Source organism: Enterobacter sp. WP_7_1 (genome assembly GCF_003688535.1).
Lineage (GTDB): Bacteria > Pseudomonadota > Gammaproteobacteria > Enterobacterales > Enterobacteriaceae > Enterobacter > Enterobacter asburiae.
Map to the genome: position 1 here is coordinate 645,608 of NZ_REFK01000001.1, position 24,935 is coordinate 670,542.

Annotated in this window: 16 protein-coding genes; 10 read left to right on the forward strand and 6 right to left on the reverse strand. The window is 54.7% G+C overall.

The window, feature by feature from the left end:
- The first annotated feature begins 2 nt into the window (after positions 1-2).
- Positions 3-2,282: an ATP-dependent Clp protease ATP-binding subunit ClpA gene (clpA, locus tag BJ885_RS03180; protein ID WP_023335109.1), complete on the forward strand. Its 2,280-nt coding sequence runs from the start codon at positions 3-5 to the stop codon at positions 2,280-2,282.
- A gap of 523 nt (positions 2,283-2,805) precedes the next feature.
- Complete coding sequence (locus BJ885_RS03185; RefSeq protein ID WP_121931171.1) at positions 2,806-3,243, forward strand: hypothetical protein; 438 nt, start codon at positions 2,806-2,808, stop codon at positions 3,241-3,243.
- Between the two features lie 144 nt (positions 3,244-3,387).
- On the opposite strand, the gene BJ885_RS23155 is transcribed toward BJ885_RS03185, so the two are convergent.
- Positions 3,388-4,653 carry a hypothetical protein gene (locus tag BJ885_RS23155; protein WP_147449207.1) on the reverse strand — a complete coding sequence of 422 codons (1,266 nt, stop codon included), beginning with the start codon at positions 4,651-4,653 and terminating at the stop codon, positions 3,388-3,390.
- Positions 4,654-4,784: 131 nt separating this feature from the next.
- Here BJ885_RS23155 and BJ885_RS03205 point away from each other — a divergent pair, with 131 nt between their 5' ends.
- Positions 4,785-6,338, forward strand: a complete 1,554-nt coding sequence (locus tag BJ885_RS03205; RefSeq protein ID WP_121931174.1) for a bifunctional UDP-sugar hydrolase/5'-nucleotidase — start codon at positions 4,785-4,787, stop codon at positions 6,336-6,338.
- A gap of 22 nt (positions 6,339-6,360) precedes the next feature.
- Entirely contained in the window at positions 6,361-7,887 is a 1,527-nt protein-coding gene (locus BJ885_RS03210) for an aryl-sulfate sulfotransferase (protein WP_121931175.1), read from the forward strand.
- Positions 7,888-8,095: 208 nt separating this feature from the next.
- On the opposite strand, the gene infA is transcribed toward BJ885_RS03210, so the two are convergent.
- The 5 genes from infA to trxB form a co-directional block, all read right to left on the reverse strand.
- Positions 8,096-8,314, reverse strand: a complete 219-nt coding sequence (infA, locus tag BJ885_RS03215) for a translation initiation factor IF-1 (protein ID WP_002211347.1) — start codon at positions 8,312-8,314, stop codon at positions 8,096-8,098.
- 284 nt (positions 8,315-8,598) lie between these two features.
- On the reverse strand, positions 8,599-9,303 hold the full coding sequence (gene aat / locus BJ885_RS03220) for a leucyl/phenylalanyl-tRNA--protein transferase (RefSeq protein ID WP_029739486.1): 705 nt from the start codon (positions 9,301-9,303) through the stop codon (positions 8,599-8,601).
- Between the two features lie 45 nt (positions 9,304-9,348).
- Positions 9,349-11,070, reverse strand: a complete 1,722-nt coding sequence (locus tag BJ885_RS03225; RefSeq protein ID WP_121931176.1) for a heme ABC transporter ATP-binding protein/permease CydC — start codon at positions 11,068-11,070, stop codon at positions 9,349-9,351.
- On the reverse strand, positions 11,070-12,836 hold the full coding sequence (locus BJ885_RS03230) for a heme ABC transporter permease/ATP-binding protein CydD (RefSeq protein ID WP_032658216.1): 1,767 nt from the start codon (positions 12,834-12,836) through the stop codon (positions 11,070-11,072). Before BJ885_RS03230 ends, BJ885_RS03225 begins: the two co-directional genes overlap by 1 nt.
- 114 nt (positions 12,837-12,950) lie before the next feature.
- Positions 12,951-13,919 (reverse strand): thioredoxin-disulfide reductase, encoded by a 969-nt coding sequence (gene trxB / locus BJ885_RS03235; protein WP_023616696.1) that lies wholly within the window; start codon positions 13,917-13,919, stop codon positions 12,951-12,953.
- A 544-nt stretch (positions 13,920-14,463) separates the two neighbouring features.
- On the opposite strand from trxB, the gene lrp reads away from it, so the two are divergent.
- The 6 genes from lrp to dmsA all read left to right on the forward strand — a co-directional run bounded on the left by lrp (position 14,464) and on the right by dmsA (position 24,932).
- Positions 14,464-14,958 (forward strand): leucine-responsive transcriptional regulator Lrp, encoded by a 495-nt coding sequence (lrp, locus tag BJ885_RS03245; protein WP_000228469.1) that lies wholly within the window; start codon positions 14,464-14,466, stop codon positions 14,956-14,958.
- Between the two features lie 135 nt (positions 14,959-15,093).
- Positions 15,094-18,795, forward strand: a complete 3,702-nt coding sequence (locus BJ885_RS03250) for a DNA translocase FtsK 4TM domain-containing protein (protein ID WP_121931178.1) — start codon at positions 15,094-15,096, stop codon at positions 18,793-18,795.
- A 128-nt stretch (positions 18,796-18,923) separates the two neighbouring features.
- On the forward strand, positions 18,924-19,538 hold the full coding sequence (lolA, locus tag BJ885_RS03255; RefSeq protein ID WP_023310983.1) for an outer membrane lipoprotein chaperone LolA: 615 nt from the start codon (positions 18,924-18,926) through the stop codon (positions 19,536-19,538).
- Positions 19,539-19,547: 9 nt separating this feature from the next.
- On the forward strand, positions 19,548-20,891 hold the full coding sequence (gene rarA, locus BJ885_RS03260; RefSeq protein WP_029739490.1) for a replication-associated recombination protein RarA: 1,344 nt from the start codon (positions 19,548-19,550) through the stop codon (positions 20,889-20,891).
- A gap of 92 nt (positions 20,892-20,983) precedes the next feature.
- Positions 20,984-22,276 carry a serine--tRNA ligase gene (gene serS / locus BJ885_RS03265; RefSeq protein WP_008499983.1) on the forward strand — a complete coding sequence of 431 codons (1,293 nt, stop codon included), beginning with the start codon at positions 20,984-20,986 and terminating at the stop codon, positions 22,274-22,276.
- 211 nt (positions 22,277-22,487) lie between these two features.
- Positions 22,488-24,932, forward strand: a complete 2,445-nt coding sequence (dmsA, locus tag BJ885_RS03270; protein WP_029739491.1) for a dimethylsulfoxide reductase subunit A — start codon at positions 22,488-22,490, stop codon at positions 24,930-24,932.
- Positions 24,933-24,935 lie beyond the last annotated feature (3 nt).

A 24,935-nucleotide genomic window follows, 5' to 3' on the forward strand; every position in this document is an offset into this window, starting at 1 on the left:
CTATGCTCAATCAAGAACTGGAACTCAGTTTAAACATGGCTTTCGCCAGAGCGCGTGAGCACCGACATGAGTTTATGACCGTCGAGCATTTACTGCTCGCACTGCTTAGTAACCCATCTGCCCGCGAAGCGCTGGAAGCCTGCTCCGTGGATCTGGTGGCGCTACGTCAGGAACTCGAAGCCTTCATCGAACAAACCACACCGGTGCTGCCAGCCAGTGAAGAAGAGCGCGACACGCAGCCGACGCTCAGCTTCCAGCGCGTGCTGCAGCGCGCGGTATTCCACGTCCAGTCTTCCGGACGTAGCGAAGTGACTGGCGCAAACGTCTTAGTCGCCATCTTCAGCGAGCAGGAGTCACAGGCTGCCTACCTGCTGCGCAAACACGAAGTCAGCCGCCTCGACGTGGTTAACTTTATTTCTCACGGAACGCGCAAAGACGAGCCTAACCAGGCATCGGATTCCAGCAATCAGGTCAATAACAATGAAGAGCAAGCAGGCGGGGAGGATCGTATGGAAAACTTCACCACCAATCTTAACCAGCTTGCTCGCGTTGGCGGTATCGACCCGCTGATTGGTCGCGATAAAGAGCTGGAGCGCGCGATCCAGGTGCTGTGCCGTCGCCGCAAGAACAACCCGCTGCTGGTGGGTGAGTCAGGCGTGGGTAAAACCGCGATTGCCGAAGGGCTTGCCTGGCGCATCGTGCAGGGCGACGTGCCGGAAGTGATTGCCGACTGCACCATCTACTCGCTGGATATCGGCTCGCTGCTGGCGGGCACCAAATACCGCGGTGATTTTGAAAAACGCTTCAAGGCGCTGTTAAAACAGCTGGAGCAGGACACCAACAGCATCCTGTTTATCGATGAGATCCACACCATCATCGGCGCAGGTGCGGCCTCCGGTGGCCAGGTGGATGCCGCGAACCTGATCAAACCGCTGCTCTCCAGCGGCAAGATCCGCGTGATTGGCTCCACGACCTACCAGGAGTTCAGCAACATCTTTGAGAAAGACCGTGCGCTGGCGCGCCGCTTCCAGAAAATCGACGTGACCGAACCGTCCGTCGAGGAAACGGTGCAGATCATCAACGGCCTGAAGCCGAAGTACGAAGCGCACCACGACGTGCGTTACACCGCGAAAGCGGTCCGTGCGGCGGTGGAGCTGGCGGTGAAATACATCAACGACCGTCATCTGCCGGATAAGGCGATTGACGTGATTGATGAGGCAGGGGCGCGTGCGCGTCTGATGCCGGCCAGCAAGCGTAAGAAAACCGTTAACGTGGCGGATATTGAGTCCGTGGTGGCCCGCATCGCGCGTATCCCTGAGAAGAGCGTTTCTCAGAGCGACCGCGACACGCTGCGCACCCTCGGCAATCGCCTGAAAATGCTGGTCTTTGGTCAGGATAAAGCCATTGAGGCCTTAACCGAAGCGATCAAGATGGCCCGCGCCGGGCTTGGGCATGACCACAAGCCTGTCGGTTCCTTCCTGTTTGCTGGCCCGACCGGTGTAGGGAAAACCGAGGTGACGGTTCAGCTCTCCAAAGCGCTGGGCATTGAGCTGCTGCGCTTTGATATGTCCGAGTATATGGAGCGTCACACCGTCAGCCGTTTGATTGGTGCGCCTCCGGGCTACGTGGGCTTTGACCAGGGCGGCCTGCTCACCGACGCGGTGATCAAGCATCCGCATGCGGTCCTGCTGCTCGATGAAATCGAGAAGGCGCACCCGGACGTGTTCAACATCCTGTTGCAGGTGATGGACAACGGGACGCTGACCGACAACAACGGGCGCAAGGCGGACTTCCGCAACGTGGTGCTGGTGATGACCACCAACGCCGGGGTGCGTGAAACCGAGCGTAAATCCATCGGCCTGATCCACCAGGATAACAGCACCGATGCGATGGAGGAGATCAAGAAGATCTTCACGCCTGAGTTCCGTAACCGTCTGGACAACATTATCTGGTTCGATCACCTGTCTACCGACGTGATCCATCAGGTGGTGGACAAGTTCATCGTCGAACTGCAGGTTCAGCTGGATCAGAAAGGCGTGTCGCTGGAAGTGAGCCAGGAGGCCCGCAACTGGCTGGCCGAGAAAGGCTACGACCGTGCGATGGGTGCCCGTCCGATGGCGCGCGTGATTCAGGACAACCTGAAGAAACCGCTGGCGAACGAGCTGCTGTTTGGCTCGCTGGTGGACGGCGGCCAGGTGACCGTGGCGCTGGATCAGGCGAAGAACGAACTGACGTACGATTTCCAGAGTGCGGCGAAGCACAAGCCGGAAGCGGCTCACTGAGTTGTAAGATAAAAGCAAAACGGCAACTTCGGTTGCCGTTTTTTTTGTTTTCTCCCTCTCCCCGTGGGAGAGGGCCGGGGTGAGGGCATCAGGCCAAGGTAAAAGCAAAACGGCAACAGGGTTGTCGTGTTTAGTGTTTTCTCCCTCTCCCTGTGGGAGAGGGTTGGGGTGAGGGCATCAGGCCGCAGAGGAATTTTGCGAGGCGCTTTCCAGTTTCTTTCGAAGTCAGTTTCTGGATAAATCCACAGTAATAAAATGGCGGCGCACCTGCAAAATCAAGTGCCGGGATTGGCGTCCTGATTACACACGAGAAATGATATTGATACGTCAACTATCATCAGGTTCGTTCACACTTTTGAAAGCTAGCGATATAATCCGCAGACTCAATTATGGTGGGCTGAACCGGGGCTTCTTTTGAAGCGCCGATTTTCCCGTGTGGGTCGGTACGCCAAACCGGTTCAGTCTGCCACCTGAGTTGGCGTTCGGGTGGAGATCTCATCATTTCACACGGAGTCATAATCAAATGGAACATAACAATCTTTCTCTGCTTTATAGCGAACTCTCCCTCAACCCCGATCTCCCAACCCTGGCCGAGCGCTGTAAACTGCTCACCGAAATCCTCCTCGACTGCAAATCACTCCCGCAAACGCAGCCCGTTTGCCGCTGTCTCGGAGCCTACCTGGAAGAGGTGAAATCCGGCCTCACAGAATCAATGCGTGATTTTCAGGTGATGGAATTTGAGGACGAAGCGGAACAGCCGCGACAAAAAGAGTGGTTGCTGGAAGATACCGCAACACAGTGCGATTACTGCCGCGCGTTAAACCATATACTGCTGGTATCGCATTTTGACCGCGATATGTTGCCGCACCTGACGGGACTGCTGCATGACATTACGCATTCGATGGCCGCAGATGTCGTTGCACCTCAAAGTGCAAAAACGGTAATTCACATTATTTCCTGACGTCGATCCGAGGCGTCGGGGGAGTTCCTCTGACGCCAAATGGATAAATCTTCGGAAAAGTGGGTGTTACAGGAAGACGTTAATAACTTTTGATGACAATAAAACAGTGCAGTTCGCTGCCGTACAGCTCGCGTTATGAAGCCCTTAACTACCTGAATTTTCCTTCATATGTTGGTTATAAATACAGCCAAGACCCACTAAATGCTGGCTCACTACCCGTGCCCCATAGTTATGGCACTGTAATGACCATGGATGGGATTTCAGCCAGACAGCAAATGCAGTGCAGGATGCAAGTGAAATTAACGCGGGCTCCGCTGTACCTTGCTGTCCGGTCAGTAGGCCAATCATCTTGCATATTTCGCCATTATCCCAACGCTGCCACACATTTTTCCACCATCCCATTTTCCAGCTACCAGTAAGGCAAAATGCTTTGTCAGAGAGGTTGGCGTTTTCAGTATTTTCAGACACAAACCAAAGATCGGTTTTTCCAAGTCGGACTTCTGTTGACCAGGCAGTTATAGCCCCGCCGCGCAAAACGCACTCATGGGCGAGATAATGATCGGTTACACCCGGGAAGCGTCGTTTTAATCGCTGGAAATGACCGTGTATGGTAATGACAGGACGGACCATGCTTCCCCGGTCGTTTCGCTTAAGCTCGGCACTACCGTACTGAATTTCATCAAATTGACTCCGTTTAAGAAATTGCATTTCTTGCTCCCGAATAAGATCGGTATTGCTCGACGGTAGTATCGAAGAAGGGAAAGACTTAGAACCCTGATAGAGCAACGAATCACCTGCCTTCCAGTCGCAATAGTTGGTTGTTATTTGAATAATTTTGCCGGAGTCAGCATCGGCACTGATCACAACATACAGTTTCTGCCTCGCAGAATGACCCTGAAACGGTATAACCATTGTGGTCGTTGACACCCTTGTTAGCGCAGGGAGTGAAACATGCAGATCGTGTTCGAACCCGTTAACCGCTTGCGCAAGGACCCTTTGGTTTGTCGTTTCACCAGAGTGCACCCCTTGTTCGAGCTGGGAGAGAAGGGTGATATTTTTATTCAGGCATACAGCATTGTCATAGTGTGGAGTAAACACATGGCGGCAGGTACAACACTGAAGGCGTGGGTTTCTGGCTTTTGTGTATCCATAGCGAATGACCTGAGCGGTAAAACAGCGGGGGCAACCTTGTCCTGTATTTCCTAATTTTCGCTGCATGAATTGTCTGAACCACTCGTCACATTCTTTTTTATTAAACAGTGGAGGAAGGCTGCCACATTTTTGACATTCAAGAGCAGCGTAGCCCAGACGATAAACAGGAAAAACATAATCACTCGCATCTGGTATTCCGAGATTTGGACATGACCAGCTTTTACAAACATTGAGATCTATTTTTGGAGCGGATTCCATGTGCTTCACCAACTGATTCTGTTAGTCGTAAATTTTCGCGTCTCCCTTTTCCATATGTCGTGAGAAGGTTCACAAAATCTGTTTTTTGCTAATCGATAATGAAATTCTTTCTTTAATTCGAGAGTTAAAAAATGAAAAAAACAGTAATCGCGTTTTTATTACTATCGGGATATGCTTCGCTAAGTCCAGCGCAGGACGTTACCGTCATTTATACCAATGACCTGCATGCACATGTTGAGCCCTATAAACTCCCTTATGTTGCAGAAGGTAAAAGAGCTGTCGGTGGCTTCGCAAATATTGCGACTTACGTTAAGCAAGAAAAGCAAAAGAATAAGGCTACTTTTTATTTCGATGCTGGAGATTACTTTACCGGTCCGTACATTAGCAGCCTGACAAAAGGGCGGGCAATCATAGATATCATGAATACAATGTCGTTTGATGCTGCGTCTGTCGGCAATCATGAGTTTGACCATGGTTGGGATAATACGCTGATCCAGCTCAGTCAGGCTAAATTCCCGATCCTGTTAGGAAACGTGTTTTATAAAAATAGTAATGTCCCCTTCTGGAATAAGCCGTATACCATCATCGAAAAGGATGGCGTTAAAATTGGGGTCATTGGGTTGCATGGCGTGTTCGCTTTCGATGATACCGTTTCATCGTCAATGCGTCAGGGCATTGAAGCGCGTGACGAGGTGAAATATCTCCAGCGTTATCTGGACGACCTACGTGGAAAAGTGGATATTACCGTTGCACTCATGCATGAAGGTTTCCCCGCACGCCAGTCCAGTATCGGTAATACTGATGTCAAACGCGCCCTTGATAAGGATATCCAGACGGCGAAGCAGGTGAAAGGACTGGATATTCTGATTACCGGACATGCGCATGTTGGAACGCCGGAGCCGCTTAGAGTAGGTAACACGTTGGTGCTTTCGACTGACAGCGGTGGGATTGATATTGGTAAGCTGGTCCTGGATGTGGATCTAAAAAAACATCACAACAAAATAAAAAGCTTCGAACTTAAAACCCTTTACGCTGATGAATGGAAACCCGATCCGGCAACTCAGAGTGTTATTGATAGCTGGAATAAAAAGCTCTCCGAAACGGTTCGCCACAAAGTTGGAGAGACGCCTGTTACGCTTACGCGCGCCTATGGGGAATCATCTTCGCTGGGCAATTTATTTACCGATGCAATGCTTGCTGCTGCGCCCGATGCGCAACTGGCGCTCACTAATTCAGGTGGTCTGCGGGCTGATTTGAATGCCGGTCCGATAACTCTCGGCGATGTTATTAGCGCGTTCCCGTTTCCAAATGAGCTAACCGTAATGGATTTGAAAGGGAAATCCTTACGAAATCTTATGGAGCATAGTGCATCACTCACTAACGGTGTTTTGCAGATGTCGAAAGGACTGGAAATGCGCTACGACCAACATAAACCTGTTGGGCAACGCGTTGTGCTACTTACGCTTAATGGCAAGCCAATTGTAGACTCAGATACCTATCGCGTAGCGACAAATAGTTTCCTTGCTCCTGGTGGCGATGGTTTTACTGCATTCATTGATGGCCAGAACAAACAGGTAAAAGGTGGATATAACCTTTCCGATGCGGTTATTGATTATCTGGTGAAAGGAAATAAGATCATTCCCCAACAGGTGAATGAGATGCGAGTAAAAGAAGTTACACAGTAATAATTAACAACAGGTGAATAATATGGCAATTACCTATCTTGGAATGGATCTCGCTCCTGCTAACAACCAGCTTGCGGTCTATCTGAAGTTTATAATTGATGAGGCGATAACATATTCCTATACGGTACTGGGAAGATCGACTAGCACGACAAGTTTAGACTTTACGTATTCTTCAAATGACATTGTCTCTTTACCAGAGATAAAAATTCCGGTTATTGGACTGTATGCAAACTACCTTAACCAGGTGCAGGTTGTCTTTAAAAACCTTAGCGGAGTGGAAGTTTTTAATCAAACCATCCAGGTAAGCACACAGGAACAACTCTACCGCGATGGGACAATTTTCCATATCGATATTGAGCAAACGGATCCCTCTAACTTCACGACCGTATGGGGAAACAGTTGGGTAATGACTACCAATTGTGATGGCTACGACCGGAACGGCGACCTTCGCTGCTATTATGCTCAGCCCTACCGTAATCAGATGCTAAAAACGCATAATGGTTATTTCTATATCGGCAGTGATGAAGATGAACACTGGTATGGGCGACGCTTTTTCAAAATCGATATTTTAGGCAACGAGATTCTGGAGTTTGATTTACGTGACCGCGATGGTAACCGCTACGCTAACACCCACGATCTTATCTGGGATTCAGCCGATAATCTTTTCATGATTGGTAATGATAACCCGGACCGTTCGACCAACACGATGAGACAGGACGCATCAATTTTAAAATTTGATGAAAAGACAGGCGTGATGTTGTGGGCAAAAAATTATACTCGTGCATTTGATAATACTCAGATCCTGAATAATAGCCCCACAAACGATGCTCATCTTAACTCGCTTTCCTGGATCCCCGCAGGCGAGGCAAATGCTGAAGCGATTGTTGTCCATACTCGCTCTGCAGGCCTGACGTTTGGTATTTCTCCTGCCGATGGTGAGATATTATGGAGTATTAATACCGGGGGGTTTAACAGTAATTTTGCAGCAGGACAGGGCGTTACGCAGATAGATACTTCCGGTATTGAGAATTTTGAAAATGGCGCTCATACCGTGTTCGTCACTAAAAATAGTGCTTTTGCTGGGTTAAGCAATGAGACTGAGGGAAAATTTGTTCTTTCGCTCTTTGATAATCGCTCCTGCGTCGATAATGTAGGCAATGCGGTTACTCGAGATATTACACGTGATTCAACGGCTGATTCTTACAAAACCGATCCTGCGAGAGTCATGTTCTATGCTGTTGATCTCGTCGCCAATACAGCAACCCAGGCAGGTAGTATTATCCAGTTACCCTCCGATCGTGTTCCTCAAGTCACTGATTTTATGGGAGCAGCAATAGATTATGGTGACTACTATGGCATCTACACCAACCACGCACGCTCTTTCTTTATCAGCGATGCAACAGGCCATATTATTGCCACAATCTACGATCTGATTTGCTCGATGGATGGCTATCCAGAGTTCCCTGGTGAATGCTACCGGGCAAGGTTGTTTGCAAAAGACGAGCTTGATGCTTTGATAAATAAAGGTTATCAGGTGGCAAACGGCTGATAGCATAGCCAGACACAGCCATTAAAAGGGCATTGCGGCTGCTAATGTCGGTCACTTACAGTGGCTGGCCTTGCTGTCGACCAGACAGCCCTGACGCTGAAACGAACGGCTAAATAATTGTTCAAATAATCGCCTGCAGCACAAAAAAGTAAGGCCGGGAAAATCCCGGCCTTATTTAATATTCATCTGCCATTACAGGCGAAAACAATTAGCGACTACGGAAGACAATGCGGCCTTTGCTCAGGTCGTACGGGGTCAGTTCAACAGTCACTTTGTCGCCCGTTAAAATGCGGATGTAGTTTTTGCGCATTTTACCGGAGATGTGCGCAGTTACCACGTGACCGTTTTCCAGCTCTACGCGAAACATGGTATTAGGCAACGTATCAAGTACGGTACCCTGCATTTCAATATTGTCTTCTTTGGCCATCTAATCCTCTGGGGTATCACTACCAAGTTTTGAACCGGCAAGATAATGCCGAAATTCATCAATTAAGTAAAGAATTGCGCGATTAAAACGCAGCAAAACAGTTTCGGCGCATTGCCCAAGCGTCACGGTACAACCGAACAGGAAGCGCATTCGTAAAGGGGAGACGACAGGATAAACGTCAGGACGTTATCTGAAGCGAGGGTCCCAAACGGCGGCGGGGCAACAGGCAGAAGCTACTCTGCGGCATAATTATAACACCCTCACAAAAAATATGCGGAAAACATTTAGGCATTGGGCATAAAGAGCGTTCCCGGTATCCAGAAGTCGCGCGGGAGCTTCTCCTGACGGCTGGCATCCAGCTGTTCGATATACTGGCGTCGCGGAATTTCAACCGCACCCAGGGAGGCCGTATGCTCGTTGAGCACCTGACAATCGATCAGGCGTCCGCCGCGCTGAGCAAACGCCTCGCAGAAGACCAGCAGCGCGGTTTTCGAGGCGTTAACCGCACGAGAGAACATCGACTCGCCGCAAAACAGCGTCCCCTGCGCCACGCCGTACATGCCGCCGACGAGTGCTCCGCCTTCCCACACCTCGATGGAGTGGGCGTAGCCAAGCTCATGGAGCTGGTGGTAGGCGGTAATGATATCGCGGGTTATCCATGTTCCTTCATAGCGGTCTTCTGCACAGCCTTCAATGACCTGACCAAAAGCGTGGTTGAGGGTGACGCGATAGGGTGATTTCGCATGGAAACGCTTCATGCTGCGGCTCACGTGAAACTGCGCTGGCCACAGCACGGCGCGCGGATCGGGGGACCACCATAAAATCGGATCGCCGGGGGAAAACCAGGGGAAGATACCGCGCTGGTACGCCATTAATAGCCGCGCGGGACTGAGGTCACCACCAAGGGCCAGCAGCCCGTTGGGCTCACGCAGCGCCCCTTCCGGAGAAGGGAACGCGATGTTATGACGAGAAAGCTGGACCAGGCGCATGACAGCAAAACTCCAGTACGCGAGTAAGGACGCTACAAATATAGTCTACAGACGCTGTTTAAACTGGTAGTAGCGACCCTGTTTCGCCAACAGCTCTGCGTGACTACCTTGCTCAATAATGTGCCCGTTGTCCATCACAATTATCTGATCAAAACTCGCCAGTCCGCGCAGGCGGTGTGTGACCATCAGCACGGTTTTGCCGGCCATGACATTCGCCAGTAAATCAAGGATTTGGCTTTCGGTTGTGGCATCCAGCCCTTCGGTGGGTTCGTCGAGCAGCATCAGCGGCGCATTGTGCAGCAGCGCGCGCGCAATGGCCAGACGGCGCAGCTCGCCGCCGGAGAGCTGACGGCCGCCTTCGCCCAGCCAGCTGTTCAGCCCGTCGTCCTCAAGCAGTTTTTGCAGTCCGACCTGCTCCAGCACGGCGCGAAGCGCATCATCAGAGGCCTCTGGCGCGGCCAGCAGCAGGTTATCACGCAGGGTGGCGCTAAACAGATGCACGCGCTGCGGAACGACGCTCACCGTCTCGCGCAGGGCCTGCTCGCTGAAATCGGTCAGCAACGTGTTATTAAAACGAATCTGACCGCGCTGCGGATCCCAGGCGCGGGTCAGCAACTGCAGCAGCGTCGATTTACCGCAGCCGGTACGGCCGAGGATCGCCATCCGCTGTCCTGCCTTAACTGAAAGGTTGATACCGTCCAGCGCGTTCTGCGCCTGTTTGTCGTAGGCGAAGGTGACATCTTCAAGCGTCAGCGCAACCTGCTCTGGTACAGCGGTTTGCCCGGCACTGAACGTAACTTCGGGCTCCTGCTCCGCAATCTGGGTGATGCGCAGGGCAGAGGCGATCACCTGACCCAGATGCTGGAAGGCGCCCGTCACCGGGGCCAGCGCCTCAAACGCCGCCAGCGCGCAGAAGACGAAAAGGGCAATAAGAGGACCCGGCTGTGAATTTCCCCCGACATCGCCGGAAGCCAGCCACAGCATGGCAATCACCGCCACGCCGCCGATTAACATCATCAGCGCCTGAGAGAAGGCCGTCAGTTCCGACTGGCGGCGCTGGGCCTCATGCCAGTTAAGCTCCGTACTTTCCATCCGCGCACGGTAGCGCTTGCTGGCGCCAAAAATCGTCAGCTCTGCCTGCCCCTGAAGCCAGGAGGTAAGCTGCTGGCGGTAGTCCCCGCGCAGGCGCGTCAGGTTTTCCCCGGTGGATTTCCCGGCGCGGTAAAACAGCGGCGGCAGAATGATGAGCGTCAGCAGCATGATCCCGCCCAGCGTCAGCGCAACGGAAACATCCAGAACAGACAGCCCCAGCGTGACCACCACAATCACCACAAACGCGCCCACGATCGGGGAAATCACGCGCAGGTAAAGGTGATCCAGCGTGTCGACATCCGCAACAACACGGTTAAGTAATTCACCCTGACGAAAACGCGTCAGCCCGGCAGGGGAGAGGGGCAGCAGTTTGCTGAAGGTGTAGATGCGCAGGTGCTGCAGCACGCGGAAAGTGGCGTCGTGGCTGACCAGCCGTTCGAAATAGCGTCCGGCAGTCCGCGTGATGGCGGTACCGCGAACGCCGGCAGCCGGGAGCATATAGTTGAAGCTGTATAAACCGGCAAAGCCCGCGACGGCCGAGGCCGACAGGAACCAGCCGGAAAGCGTGAGCAGGCCAATGCTGGCGAGCAGCGTGACAATCGCCAGCACAATCCCCAGCGTCAGCATCCATTTGTGGCGTTTATAGAGCGCAAGATAAGGCAGCAGAGCACGCATCAGATGTCCTCCTGACGGTTCGCCAGCAGGGCGGCAAACGGTCCCTGCGCGGCAACGAGAGAGGCGTAATCGCCTTGCTCAACAATACGGCCGTTCTCCATGACCCAGATCTGGTCCCAGTCGGCAATCCCCTCCAGCTGATGGGTAACCATCAGGGTGGTTTGCTGCCGGGAGGCGGCGTTCAGGGCCTCCATTACGCGCTGCTCGCTGTGGGCGTCCAGGCTGGCGGCGGGCTCATCCAGCAGCATCAGCTGACAAGGATTCAACAACGCGCGGGCAACGGCTACGCGCTGCGCCTGTCCAACCGACAGCCCGGCGGATTGATCGCCGACCACGGTATCTACCCCCTGCGGAAGCAGCGGCAGAAACTCGCTGACCCAGGCGCGGTCGAGCACCGATTGCAGTTCATCTTCACGCGCGTCCGGGCGCGCCAGCAGAACGTTTTCACGCAGCGTAGAGGCTGGAAGCTGTGGGTTTTGGCCCACCCAGCTGAGCTGTTTACGCCAGGCGTCTGGATCGAGATTGCGCAGTTCGGTTTTGTTGATCCGCAGTGAACCCGTGTAGGCCATAAAGCCGGATAGCGCATTCAGCAAAGAACTTTTACCGGAACCGCTGGTGCCAACGAGCACCACCCGTTGTCCGGCAGGTAAGGTAAAGTTCAGCGGACCCGCGAGCACTTTGCCTTCCGGTGACAGAATAGAAAAGTCCTGCGCTTCAATGGTCACGGGGTCTTTAGCATTCAGCGTCACGTCACCCCGCTCCGGGTGAGCCAGCGGCGTTTCAAGGAACGTTTTCAGGCTATCGGCTGCGCCAACCGCCTGCGCTTTGGCGTGATAGAAGGTTCCCAGATCGCGAAGCGGCTGGAAAAACTCCGGGGCCAGGATCAGCGCCAGGAAACCGGCAGAAAGGGTCACCGCCGTGCCGTAATGGCCGAAATCCAGCGCGCCAAGGTAGGAGAAGCCAAAGTAGACCGCCACGAGGGCAATCGACAGTGAGGTAAAGAATTCCAGTACGCCGGAAGACAGGAAGGCGAGGCGTAGCACTTCCATGGTGCGCTGACGGAAGTCCTGCGATGCCTGGCGAATATTTTCGGTTTCCGCTTCACCGCGGCCAAAAATGCGTAACGTCTCCATGCCGCGCAGACGATCGAGGAAATGGCCGCTCAGGCGACCCAGTGCCAGGAAGTTACGGCGGTTGGCATCCGCTGCCCCCATGCCGACCAGCGCCATAAACAGCGGGATCAGCGGGGCGGTGCCCATCAGAATCAGCGCAGCCATCCAGTTCACCGGGAAGATGGCGATCACGATCAGCAGCGGAACGAAGACGGCAAGGGCCATTTGCGGCAGATAGCGCGCATAGTAGTCGTGCATATCGTCAATCTGCTCAAGGATCAGCGTCGCCCAGCTACCGGCCGGTTTACCCTGGATCCACGCGGGTCCGGCTTCCTGAAGGCGATCCAGCACCTGACGGCGGATCTCGTAGCGGATGTGCTGTCCGGCGTGAAAACCGACGCGCTCACGCAGCCACACCACCCAGGCGCGCAGGATAAAAATCAGGATCAGGACAATAAAGGGCAGCAACAGCGCTTCGCGCGGGATGTTCTCCATGATCATGTGATTAAGAATGCGGGCCAGCAGCCATGCCTGGGCAACAATCAACAGACCGCTAACGAATCCCAGGAGACGGGAAATCGTAAGCCAGCGGCGGGAAATAACGCTTTGCTGTTTCAGCCAGCGTGTTAACTCTTGTTGACGGGTTTTTTCCATTGCGTACTTTGCAGGTGACGTTATTAGAAATTGGGCAGCGCAATGTTACAACGGGGAGACAATAAAGGCGACTTATCGCCGCCTTTATTTACGTTTGTTACTGACTTGTAAAGATTATTTACCTTGTTCAGCCAGTCCATCGAGGTAGCGTTCAGCGTCCAGAGCGGCCATACAGCCGGTGCCCGCAGAGGTAATCGCCTGACGATAAATGTGGTCCATCACGTCGCCAGCCGCGAACACGCCCGGGATGCTGGTCTGGGTCGCATTACCGTGAATGCCGGACTGCACTTTTATGTAGCCGTTTTCCAGCTCCAGCTGACCATCGAAGATTGCGGTGTTCGGGCTGTGGCCGATCGCCACAAACAGACCCGCCACTTCAAGCGTTTCGACGTTATCGGTGTTCTGGGTATCACGGATACGCAGACCGGCAACGCCCATCTGGTCGCCCGTCACCTCTTCCAGGGTACGGTTGGTATGCAGCACGATGTTGCCGCTTGCCACTTTATCCATCAGACGTTTGATCAGGATCTTCTCCGCGCGGAAGGTTTCGCGACGGTGGATCAGGTGCACTTCAGAGGCAATGTTCGCCAGGTAGAGCGCTTCTTCCACTGCGGTGTTGCCGCCGCCGATGACCGCGACTTTCTGGTTGCGATAGAAGAAACCGTCACAGGTTGCGCAGGCAGAGACGCCGCGGCCTTTGAACGCTTCTTCGGATGGCAGACCGAGGTAACGGGCAGAAGCGCCGGTGGCGACGATCAGCGCATCACAGGTGTATTCGCCGCTGTCGCCCGTCAGGCGGAACGGACGGTTCTGCAGATCGACCTTATTGATGTGGTCGAACAGAATTTCAGTTTCGAATTTAGCGGCATGCTCGTGCATACGTTCCATCAGCAGCGGCCCGGTCAGGTCGTTCGGGTCCCCTGGCCAGTTTTCCACTTCGGTGGTGGTGGTCAGCTGACCGCCTTTTTCCATACCGGTGATGAGTACCGGGTGCAGGTTAGCGCGTGCAGCATAGACCGCTGCGGTATATCCCGCAGGTCCAGAACCAAGGATTAGCAGCTTACTGTGTTTGGCCGTGCCCATGAGATCCCCATTGTTGTTGGCAGACATTTGGCTGGATTGTAGGGAATTTGTTGTCGTAAAAAAAGAGCGCAGCAATTTTGATATCAATCTGTGTAATAGCCACGGACGATGAGTGGCGCGCTATAACATCACGCTTTCGCCTGAAAACCGGTCGTTTGTAAGGCAATAAAATGAGGATTAATACCCTGCCGTAATGAATATCCGGCATGTTGTACTAAAAAACGATGTTTTGCTTTGACAATCCCCTGCGCTTTTGCGAAAACATTCAAGGAAGAAAAAAAACCGCGTTAACCGTATGCCGCATAGGCATGCACGTAAATGCCATTTTTACCGGGTCAGTGAAATCTACGCATGGCGTGGACAGACGCCATACGTGATGTCGGTGACTGCCTTCGGGCAACGGTCTTCTTACCAACAGAACCCGAATCCGCATCGCGTCTAATACAAAACCAGGCGATGTGATGACTAACGGGTACAGGCTCTGAACAGTGATGTGCACAGGGTCCAGGCAGGAGTAGGGAAGGAATACAGAGAGACAATAATAATGGTAGATAGCAAGAAGCGCCCTGGCAAAGATCTCGACCGTATCGATCGTAACATTCTTAATGAATTGCAAAAGGATGGGCGTATTTCCAACGTCGAGCTTTCAAAACGTGTGGGACTTTCCCCGACGCCGTGCCTTGAGCGTGTGCGCCGACTGGAAAGACAGGGTTTCATTCAGGGCTATACTGCTCTGCTGAACCCGCATTATCTGGATGCCTCACTTCTGGTATTTGTTGAGATTACTCTGAATCGTGGTGCGCCGGATGTGTTTGAGCAATTTAACGCCGCTGTACAAAAACTTGAAGAAATTCAAGAGTGTCATCTGGTATCCGGTGATTTCGACTACCTGTTGAAAACCCGTGTGCCTGATATGTCCGCCTACCGTAAGCTGCTGGGGGAAACCCTGCTGCGTCTGCCAGGCGTGAATGACACCCGTACGTATGTGGTGATGGAAGAGGTCAAACAGAGCAATCGTCTGGTTATTAAGACGCGCTAACACGGAACAGGTGCAAAATCAGCGTAGTTTGATTACACTCCTGTTAATCCATACAGCAACAGTGCCGGGGAGTCCCGGCGCTGTTGTCCGTTTTAGCAAAAAGGCAGGATATGCCTGATACCTGGAGAGCCTTTTTTGAGCCAGGAATACACTGAAGACAAAGAAGTCACACTATCGAAGCTAAGCAGCGGACGTCGTCTCCTCGAGGCTTTGCTGATTGTTATTGCCCTTTTTGCCGTCTGGCTGATGGCAGCCTTACTCAGTTTCAACCCCTCAGATCCCAGCTGGTCACAAACTGCATGGCATGAGCCTATCCATAATTTAGGCGGTGTCCCCGGTGCCTGGCTTGCGGACACGCTGTTCTTCATTTTCGGTGTGATGGCCTACACCCTTCCCGTCATTATCATTGGCGGATGCTGGTTTGCGTGGCGTCATCGTCAGAACGATGATTACATCGACTATTTTGCCGTGTCGCTGCGCCTGATTGGCGCGCTGGCGCTGATCCTCACCTCGTGCGGGCTGGCGGCAATCAATGCAGATGATATCTGGTACTTCGCCTCTGGCGGGGTGATCGGCAGTTTACTCAGTTCTGCACTGCAGCCGATGCTGCACAGCAGCGGCGGCACGCTGGCGCTGCTGTGTATCTGGGCGGCCGGGCTGACGCTGTTTACCGGCTGGTCCTGGGTGAGCATTGCCGAGAAGATCGGAAGTTTTATCCTCACCATTCTGACTTTCGCCAGCAACCGTACTCGCCGTGACGATACGTGGGTTGATGAAGAAGAATACGAAGATGAAGAGGAAGATGACGCGCCTGTGCAGCGTCGCGAGTCTCGTCGTGCGCGTATTCTGCGCGGCGCGCTGGCCCGTCGTCAGCGTGTTGCTGAGAAATTTGCCAACCCGCTGGGTCGTAAAACCGATGCGGCGCTCTTCTCCGGTAAACGCATGGATGAAGACGAGCAGGTAGCGTATCGCGCGGCGGGTGTCGCCGTCGATCCTGACGATGTGCTCTTCTCCGGCAGCCGGGCCACTCCGGGTGACTTCGACGAATACGATCCGCTGTTAAATGGCCATTCGGTTACCGAGCCGGTTGCGGCCGCCGCAGCCGCGACGACCGCTGCGCAGGCGTATGCCGCGCCTGTCGACGCCGTGACGCCATCCGCGCCGGTTTCGCCACCGGAATCCGTTATTCAGCAGCCTCAGGTTGACTGGCAGACTGCGCCGGGCGTTCACACGCCGGAGCCCGTTATCGCGCCTGAACCTGAAAGCTACATCCCTGTACAGCAGGAGCAGTGGCAGCAGCCGTATCAGCCGCCGCAGCCTGCGTATGAACCGCAAGATTACCCGCACTATGAACAGCCTGTGGCCCAACCTTATCAGGGGTATGTGCCTGAGCCGGTTGAACCTGTGCAGCCTTATGTAGAGCCGGAGCCTGAACCTGAAATCGTGGAAGAGGTAAAACCCTCTCGTCCACCGATGTACTATTTTGAAGAAGTTGAAGAGCGTCGTGCGCGTGAACGCGAGCAGCTGGCGGCCTGGTACCAGCCTGTGCCTGAACCGGTGCAGGAGCCGGTGACGAAAGCGCCTTCTGTTTCCGTTCCACCGATCGACCCGACGCCTGCAGTCGCACCCGTAGCGGAAAGCGTGAAGCAGGCTACCGCTGCCGCTGCCGTAGCTGCACCTGTCTTTAGCCTGGCAACAGGGGGCACGCCACGTCCTCAGGTGAAGGAGGGGATTGGTCCGCAACTGCCTCGCCCTAACCGCGTTCGCGTTCCAACCCGCCGTGAGCTTGCCTCTTATGGCATCAAGCTGCCTTCCCAGCGTATGGCCGAAGAGAAAGCGCGCGAGCCTGAGTACGAAGATGACGCCGATGAAATGCAGCAGGACGAGCTGGCCCGTCAGTTCGCTGCGCAGCAGAATCAGCGCTACGGTGAAGAATACCAGCACGATGAACCGGTGCTGGAAGACGAAGAGGACGCGGCTGAAGCAGAACTGGCGCGCCAGTTTGCCGCCACCCAGCAGCAGCGCTATTCCGGTGAGCAACCGGCTGGCGCAAATCCGTTCTCGCTGTCTGATTTTGAATTCTCGCCGATGAAGGATCTGGTGGATGATGGCCCGAGCGAGCCTTTATTTACCCCGAGCGTGATGCCGGAAGCGGAGCCTGTGCGTCAGCAGCCAGCACCACAAGCCTACGTGCAGCCGCAGCAGCCTGTTCAGCAGCCGTATGCGCAGCCGCATCAACCTGTTCAGCAACCGCAGCAGCCACCACAGTTCCAGCAGCCTGCGCCTCAGCCGCAGGAAAGTCTGATTCACCCGCTGCTGATGCGTAACGGTGACAGCCGTCCGCTGCAGCGTCCAAGCACGCCGCTGCCGTCTCTGGATCTGTTAACGCCGCCGCCGTCAGAAGTGGAGCCGGTTGATACCTTCGCGCTGGAGCAGATGGCGCGTCTGGTGGAAGCGCGTCTGGCTGACTTCCGCATCAAAGCGGACGTGGTGAACTACTCGCCGGGTCCTGTGATCACACGATTTGAACTGAACCTGGCGCCCGGCGTTAAAGCCGCGCGTATTTCCAACCTGTCACGCGACCTGGCGCGTTCTCTGTCGACCGTGGCGGTACGTGTGGTGGAAGTGATTCCGGGCAAGCCTTACGTTGGCCTTGAGCTGCCGAACAAGAAACGTCAGACCGTCTACCTGCGTGAAGTGCTGGATAACACCAAGTTCCGCGATAACCCGTCCCCGCTGACCGTGGTGCTGGGTAAAGATATCGCAGGCGATCCGGTGGTGGCAGATCTCGCCAAAATGCCTCACCTGCTGGTTGCGGGTACCACCGGCTCCGGTAAGTCTGTCGGGGTGAACGCCATGATCCTCAGCATGCTTTATAAAGCGCAGCCGGAAGATGTGCGTTTCATCATGATCGACCCGAAAATGCTCGAACTGTCGGTCTACGAAGGCATCCCGCATCTACTGACCGAAGTGGTCACCGACATGAAGGACGCCGCCAACGCCCTGCGCTGGAGCGTCAACGAGATGGAACGCCGCTACAAGCTGATGTCTGCGTTGGGCGTGCGTAACCTGGCCGGCTATAACGAGAAAATTGCCCAGGCTGTGCGCATGGGACGTCCAATCCCGGATCCTTACTGGAAGCCGGGTGACAGTATGGATGCCCAGCATCCGGTGCTGGAAAAACTGCCTTATATCGTCGTGCTGGTCGATGAATTTGCTGACCTGATGATGACCGTCGGTAAGAAAGTGGAAGAGCTGATTGCCCGTCTGGCGCAGAAAGCGCGTGCGGCCGGTATTCACCTTGTGCTCGCGACCCAGCGTCCTTCCGTGGACGTGATCACCGGTCTTATCAAAGCGAACATCCCGACGCGTATCGCCTTTACCGTATCCAGTAAAATTGACTCCCGTACCATTCTTGACCAGGGCGGCGCAGAGTCGCTGCTGGGTATGGGGGATATGCTCTATTCCGGCCCGAACTCCACCTCTCCGGTGCGTGTCCACGGTGCGTTCGTCCGCGATGAGGAAGTACACGCCGTTGTGCAGGACTGGAAGGCGCGCGGTCGTCCGCAATACGTTGACGGTATTACCAGCGACACGGAAAGCGAAGGCGGCGGCGGTGGCTTCGACGGCGGCGAAGAGCTGGATCCGTTATTCGATCAGGCGGTTAACTTCGTTACCGAAAAACGCAAAGCGTCCATCTCAGGCGTGCAGCGTCAGTTCCGCATCGGCTATAACCGCGCGGCGCGCATCATCGAGCAGATGGAAGCGCAGGGCATTGTGAGCGAGCAGGGGCATAACGGTAACCGCGAGGTGCTGGCACCGCCGCCGTTTGATTAACCTTCAGCGATTGCAAAGAAGGGTAAATCAGCCAAAATTAAGCATTTTCTTCTGTCGCCTGCCTTCGGGCAGGTCCAGAATAGAAGACGGAAACCCCATATCGGGAAGACGTATTTTAAGGAATAACAATGAAAAAAATCGCCATCGCCTGTGCATTACTCACCAGTTTTGTCGCCAGCAGCGTCTGGGCTGATGCAGCCAGCGACCTTAAAAGCCGACTGGATAAAGTAAGCAGCTTCCACGCCAGCTTCACGCAAAAAGTGACGGACGGCAGCGGCAACGCGGTGCAGGAAGGTCAGGGAGATTTGTGGGTAAAACGCCCGAATCTGTTCAACTGGCACATGACCCAGCCGGATGAAAGCATCCTGGTCTCTGACGGTAAAACCTTATGGTTCTTCAACCCGTTCGTTGAGCAGGCAACGGCGACCTGGCTGAAAGATGCCACCAGCAATACACCGTTTATGCTGATTGCCCGTAACCAGTCCAGCGACTGGCAGCAGTACAATATTAAACAGACGGGTGACGAGTTTGTCCTGACGCCGAAAGGCAGCAACGGCAACCTGAAGCAGTTCACCATTAACGTAAGCACCAACGGTACCATTAATCAGTTCGGCGCGGTTGAGCAGGACGATCAGCGCAGCAGCTACCAGCTTAAATCTCAGCAGAACGGCGCCGTTGATGCATCGAAATTCACCTTTACCCCGCCGCAGGGCGTAACGGTGGACGACCAACGCAATAAGTAAGAGGCGTGAGTGGGCAATCTGTCGCTCGATTTTTCAGATAACGCGTTTCAACCTCTGGCCGCTCGTATGCGGCCAGAAAATTTAGCGCAGTACATCGGCCAGCAGCACCTGCTGGCTGCCGGTAAGCCATTGCCGCGCGCCATTGAGGCCGGGCATCTTCACTCCATGATCCTCTGGGGCCCCCCTGGCACCGGCAAGACCACGCTTGCAGAAGTGATCGCCCGCTATGCCAACGCGGACGTTGAACGCATCTCGGCGGTCACCTCCGGCGTGAAAGAGATCCGTGAGGCGATCGAGCGTGCGCGGCAGAACCGCAATGCCGGACGTCGCACCATCCTCTTCGTGGACGAAGTCCACCGCTTCAACAAGAGCCAGCAGGATGCCTTCCTGCCGCATATTGAAGACGGCACGATCTTCTTCATCGGCGCGACCACCGAAAACCCATCGTTTGAACTGAACTCGGCGCTGCTTTCCCGCGCGCGCGTTTACCTGCTCAAATCGCTGACCACCGAAGATATCGAAAAGGTTCTCACCCAGGCGATGGACGACAAAGCGCGCGGCTACGGCGGACAGGATATCGTTCTGCCTGACGACACGCGTCGTGCGATTGCCGAGCTGGTCAACGGCGATGCGCGTCGTGCGCTGAATACGCTGGAAATGATGGCCGATATGGCCGAAGTCGACGATGCCGGGAAGCGGGTGCTGAAGCAGGAACTGCTCACCGAAATTGCGGGTGAACGCAGCGCGCGTTTCGATAACAAAGGCGACCGTTTTTACGACCTGATCTCGGCGCTGCATAAGTCCGTGCGCGGCAGCGCGCCGGATGCGGCGCTTTACTGGTACGCGCGCATTATCACTGCGGGCGGCGATCCGTTATATGTCGCGCGTCGCTGTCTGGCGATTGCGTCAGAAGATGTCGGCAATGCCGATCCTCGCGCCATGCAGGTCGCGCTGTCGGCCTGGGACTGCTTCACCCGCGTTGGGCCGGCGGAAGGCGAACGTGCCATTGCGCAGGCGATTGTCTATCTGGCCTGCGCGCCGAAAAGTAATGCGGTTTATACCGCTTTCAAAGCGGCGATGTCAGACGCGCGCGAACGCCCGGACTACGATGTGCCGGTTCATCTGCGTAACGCGCCGACCAAACTGATGAAAGAGATGGGGTATGGGCAGGAGTATCGTTACGCTCATGATGAACCCAACGCCTACGCTGCCGGAGAGGAATATTTCCCGCAGGAGATGGCACAAACGCGCTATTATCACCCCACAAACAGAGGTCTTGAAGGCAAGATTGGTGAAAAGCTCACCTGGCTCGCCGGACAGGATCAAAATAGCCCTATAAAACGCTACCGTTAGTTCAATCGTTGCGGTAATGTTGGCATAGTATCCTTGTGGCCGCAGGCTGTGGTCACATTTTCCTATTTTAATTCGATAAGCACAGGATAAGCATGCTCGATCCCAATCTGCTGCGTAATGAGCCAGACGCAGTCGCTGAAAAACTGGCACGCCGGGGCTTTAAGCTGGATGTAGATAAGCTGCGCGCTCTTGAAGAGCGTCGTAAAGTACTGCAGGTACAAACTGAAAATCTGCAGGCAGAGCGTAACTCTCGATCGAAATCCATCGGCCAGGCGAAAGCGCGCGGGGAAGATATTGAGCCATTACGCCTGGAAGTGAACAAACTGGGTGAAGAACTGGATCAGGCGAAAGCTGAGCTGGACGTTCTTCAGGCCGAGATTCGTGATATTGCCCTGGCTATCCCGAATATTCCTGACGACAGCGTGCCTGTCGGCAAAGACGAAAACGACAACGTTGAAGTGAAACGCTGGGGTACGCCTCGTGAGTTTGACTTCGAAGTGCGCGATCACGTAACGCTGGGCGAAATGCACGCGGGCCTGGACTTTGCGGCAGCGGTTAAGCTGACCGGTTCTCGCTTCGTGGTGATGAAAGGCCAGATTGCCCATCTGCACCGCGCGCTGGCGCAGTTCATGCTGGATCTGCATACCGAGCAGCATGGCTACAGCGAAACCTACGTGCCGTATCTGGTTAACCACGATACGCTGTACGGTACGGGTCAGCTGCCGAAATTTGCCGGCGATCTGTTCCATACCCGTCCGCTGGACGAGGAAGCCGACAGCAGCAACTACGCGCTGATCCCAACCGCGGAAGTGCCGCTGACTAACCTCGTGCGTGATGAGATCATCGATGAAGACGACCTGCCAATTAAGCTGACGGCACACTCTCCGTGCTTCCGTTCTGAAGCTGGATCTTACGGTCGCGACACGCGCGGTCTGATCCGTATGCACCAGTTCGACAAAGTTGAGATGGTGCAGATTGTCCGTCCCGAAGAGTCCATGGACGCGCTGGAAGAGATGACCGGCCACGCTGAGAAAGTGCTGGAGCTGCTGGGCCTGCCGTACCGTCGTATGGCCCTGTGCACCGGTGATATGGGCTTTGGCGCCTGCAAAACCTTCGATCTGGAAGTGTGGGTGCCTGCGCAGAACACCTACCGTGAAATCTCCTCCTGCTCTAACGTCTGGGATTTCCAGGCGCGTCGTATGCAGGCACGCTGCCGCAGCAAATCTGACAAGAAAACCCGTCTGGTGCATACCCTGAACGGTTCTGGTCTGGCTGTGGGCCGTACGCTGGTTGCCGTGCTGGAAAACTACCAGCAGGCGGACGGTCGTATTGAGATCCCTGAAGTGCTGCGTCCGTACATGAAAGGCCAGCAGTACATCGGCTAATTCTTTGCCTCACAACAAAAAAGCGCCTTTAGGCGCTTTTTTTATGCCGCTGAATTGACACGACGCAATACCCCCTCCCTCTAAAGTAGTAATACTCCTCCGAATGAAAGTCAGCATAAAAAGCTGATTACGTAAAAATTCGTTGTATATAAAACTACATAGCGGTTTGCGCCGCCACTCTTTTCTTTGTGAGCAACCAAAGTGAGTCTCTATGAAAATCAACGCGCCTGAAGCATTAATGGCTGCCGAGGTCACTCGCCGTGGGTTGATGAAAACCACGGCAATAGGCGGCCTGGCCGTAGCCAGCAGCGCTTTCACGCTCCCTTTTACCCGACTGGCTTCAGCGGCGGATGCATTATCCCCAGCTTCAGCTCCGGAAAAAGTGGTGTGGAGTGCCTGTACCGTTAACTGCGGTAGCCGTTGTCCGCTGCGTATGCACGTGGTGGATGGCGAAATTAAATATGTCGAAACCGACAATACCGGGGACGATAACTATGAAGGGTTACATCAGGTTCGCGCCTGTCTGCGCGGCCGCTCCATGCGTCGTCGCGTGTATAATCCGGACCGCCTGAAATATCCGATGAAGCGCGTCGGTAAGCGTGGGGAAGGGAAGTTCGAGCGCATTAGCTGGGACGAAGCCTACGACATCATCGCCACCAATATGCAGCGCCTTATCAAAGAGTACGGCAACGAATCCATCTACCTGAACTACGGCACCGGGACGCTCGGCGGCACGCTGACCCGCTCCTGGCCGCCGGGAAAAACGCTGGTGGCGCGCCTGATGAACTGCTGCGGCGGTTATCTTAATCACTACGGCGACTACTCATCGGCGCAGATTGCTGCTGGCCTGAACTACACATACGGCGGCTGGGCGGACGGCAACAGCCCGTCCGATATCGAAAACAGTAAGCTGGTCGTGCTGTTTGGTAACAACCCGGGCGAAACCCGCATGAGCGGCGGCGGGGTAACCTACTACCTGGAACAGGCTCGCGCAAAATCCAATGCCCGCATGATCATCATCGATCCGCGCTATACCGACACCGGCGCCGGACGTGAAGACGAGTGGATCCCAATCCGTCCGGGTACCGATGCGGCATTAGTGTCAGCGCTGGCATGGGTGATGATCACAGAAAACCTCGTCGATCAGGCTTTCCTGGATAAATACTGCGTCGGCTATGACGAGAAAACCCTGCCAGCCAGCGCGCCTGCAAATGGCCATTACAAGGCCTATATTCTCGGGCAGGGCAGCGACGGCGTGGCGAAAACGCCCGAGTGGGCGTCCACCATCACCGGTATTCCGGTGGAGCGTATCGTTCAGCTGGCGCGCGAGATTGGCTCGGCCAAACCGGCCTACATCAGCCAGGGCTGGGGACCGCAGCGCCATGCGAACGGCGAAATCGCGACCCGTGCCATCTCCATGCTCTCCATTCTAACCGGCAACGTCGGTATTCACGGCGGTAACACCGGCGCGCGTGAAGGCTCGTATGAAGTGCCGTTTGAACGTATGCCGACGCTGGATAACCCTGTTCAGACCAGCATCTCCATGTTTATGTGGACCGATGCGATCGAACGCGGCCCGGAAATGACCGCCCTGCGCGACGGCGTGCGCGGCAAGGACAAGCTGGACGTGCCAATCAAGATGATCTGGAACTATGCCGGTAACTGTCTCATCAACCAGCACTCCGAAATAAACCGCACCCATGAAATCCTGCAGGATGATAAGAAGTGCGAGATGATTGTGGTGATCGACTGCCACATGACCTCCTCGGCGAAATACGCCGATATCCTGCTGCCGGACTGCACCGCCTCTGAGCAGATGGATTTCGCGCTGGACGCCTCCTGCGGCAACATGTCCTACGTGATTTTTACGGATCAGGCCATCAAGCCGCGCTTCGAGTGCAAAACCATCTATGAGATGACGTCTGAACTGGCGAAACGTCTTGGCGTTGAGCAACAGTTTACCGAGGGGCGTACACAGGAAGGGTGGATGCGCCATCTGCATGAACTCTCCCGTAAGGCAGTCCCTGACCTGCCTGATTTCGATACCTTCCGCAAGCAGGGTATGTACAAACAGCGCGATCCGGAAGGGCATCACGTGGCGTACAAAGCGTTCCGTGAAGATCCGCAGGCGAACCCGCTGACCACGCCGTCGGGCAAAATCGAAATCTACTCCGAAGAGCTGGCAAAAATCGCGTCGACCTGGGAGCTGCCGGAAGGGGACGTTATCGATCCGCTGCCAATCTACACGCCGGGTTTTGAGAACTACAACGATCCGCTGACGGCGAAATTCCCGCTGCAGCTGACCGGTTTCCACTACAAAGCGCGCGTGCACTCCACCTACGGCAACGTCGACGTACTTAAGGCCGCCTGCCGTCAGGAGATGTGGATCAACCCGATGGATGCCAAAGCACGCGGCATCAGCAATGGCGATCGCGTGCGTATCTTCAACGGGCGCGGCGAGGTGCACATTGAAGCCAAAGTGACGCCGCGCATGATGCCAGGCGTGGTGGCGCTGGGGGAAGGGGCCTGGTACAGCCCTGATGCCAACCGCATCGACCAGGCGGGGAGTATTAACGTGCTGACCACGCAGCGTCCGTCGCCGCTGGCGAAGGGCAACCCATCCCACACAAACCTTGTCCAGGTTGAAAAGGTTTAAGGA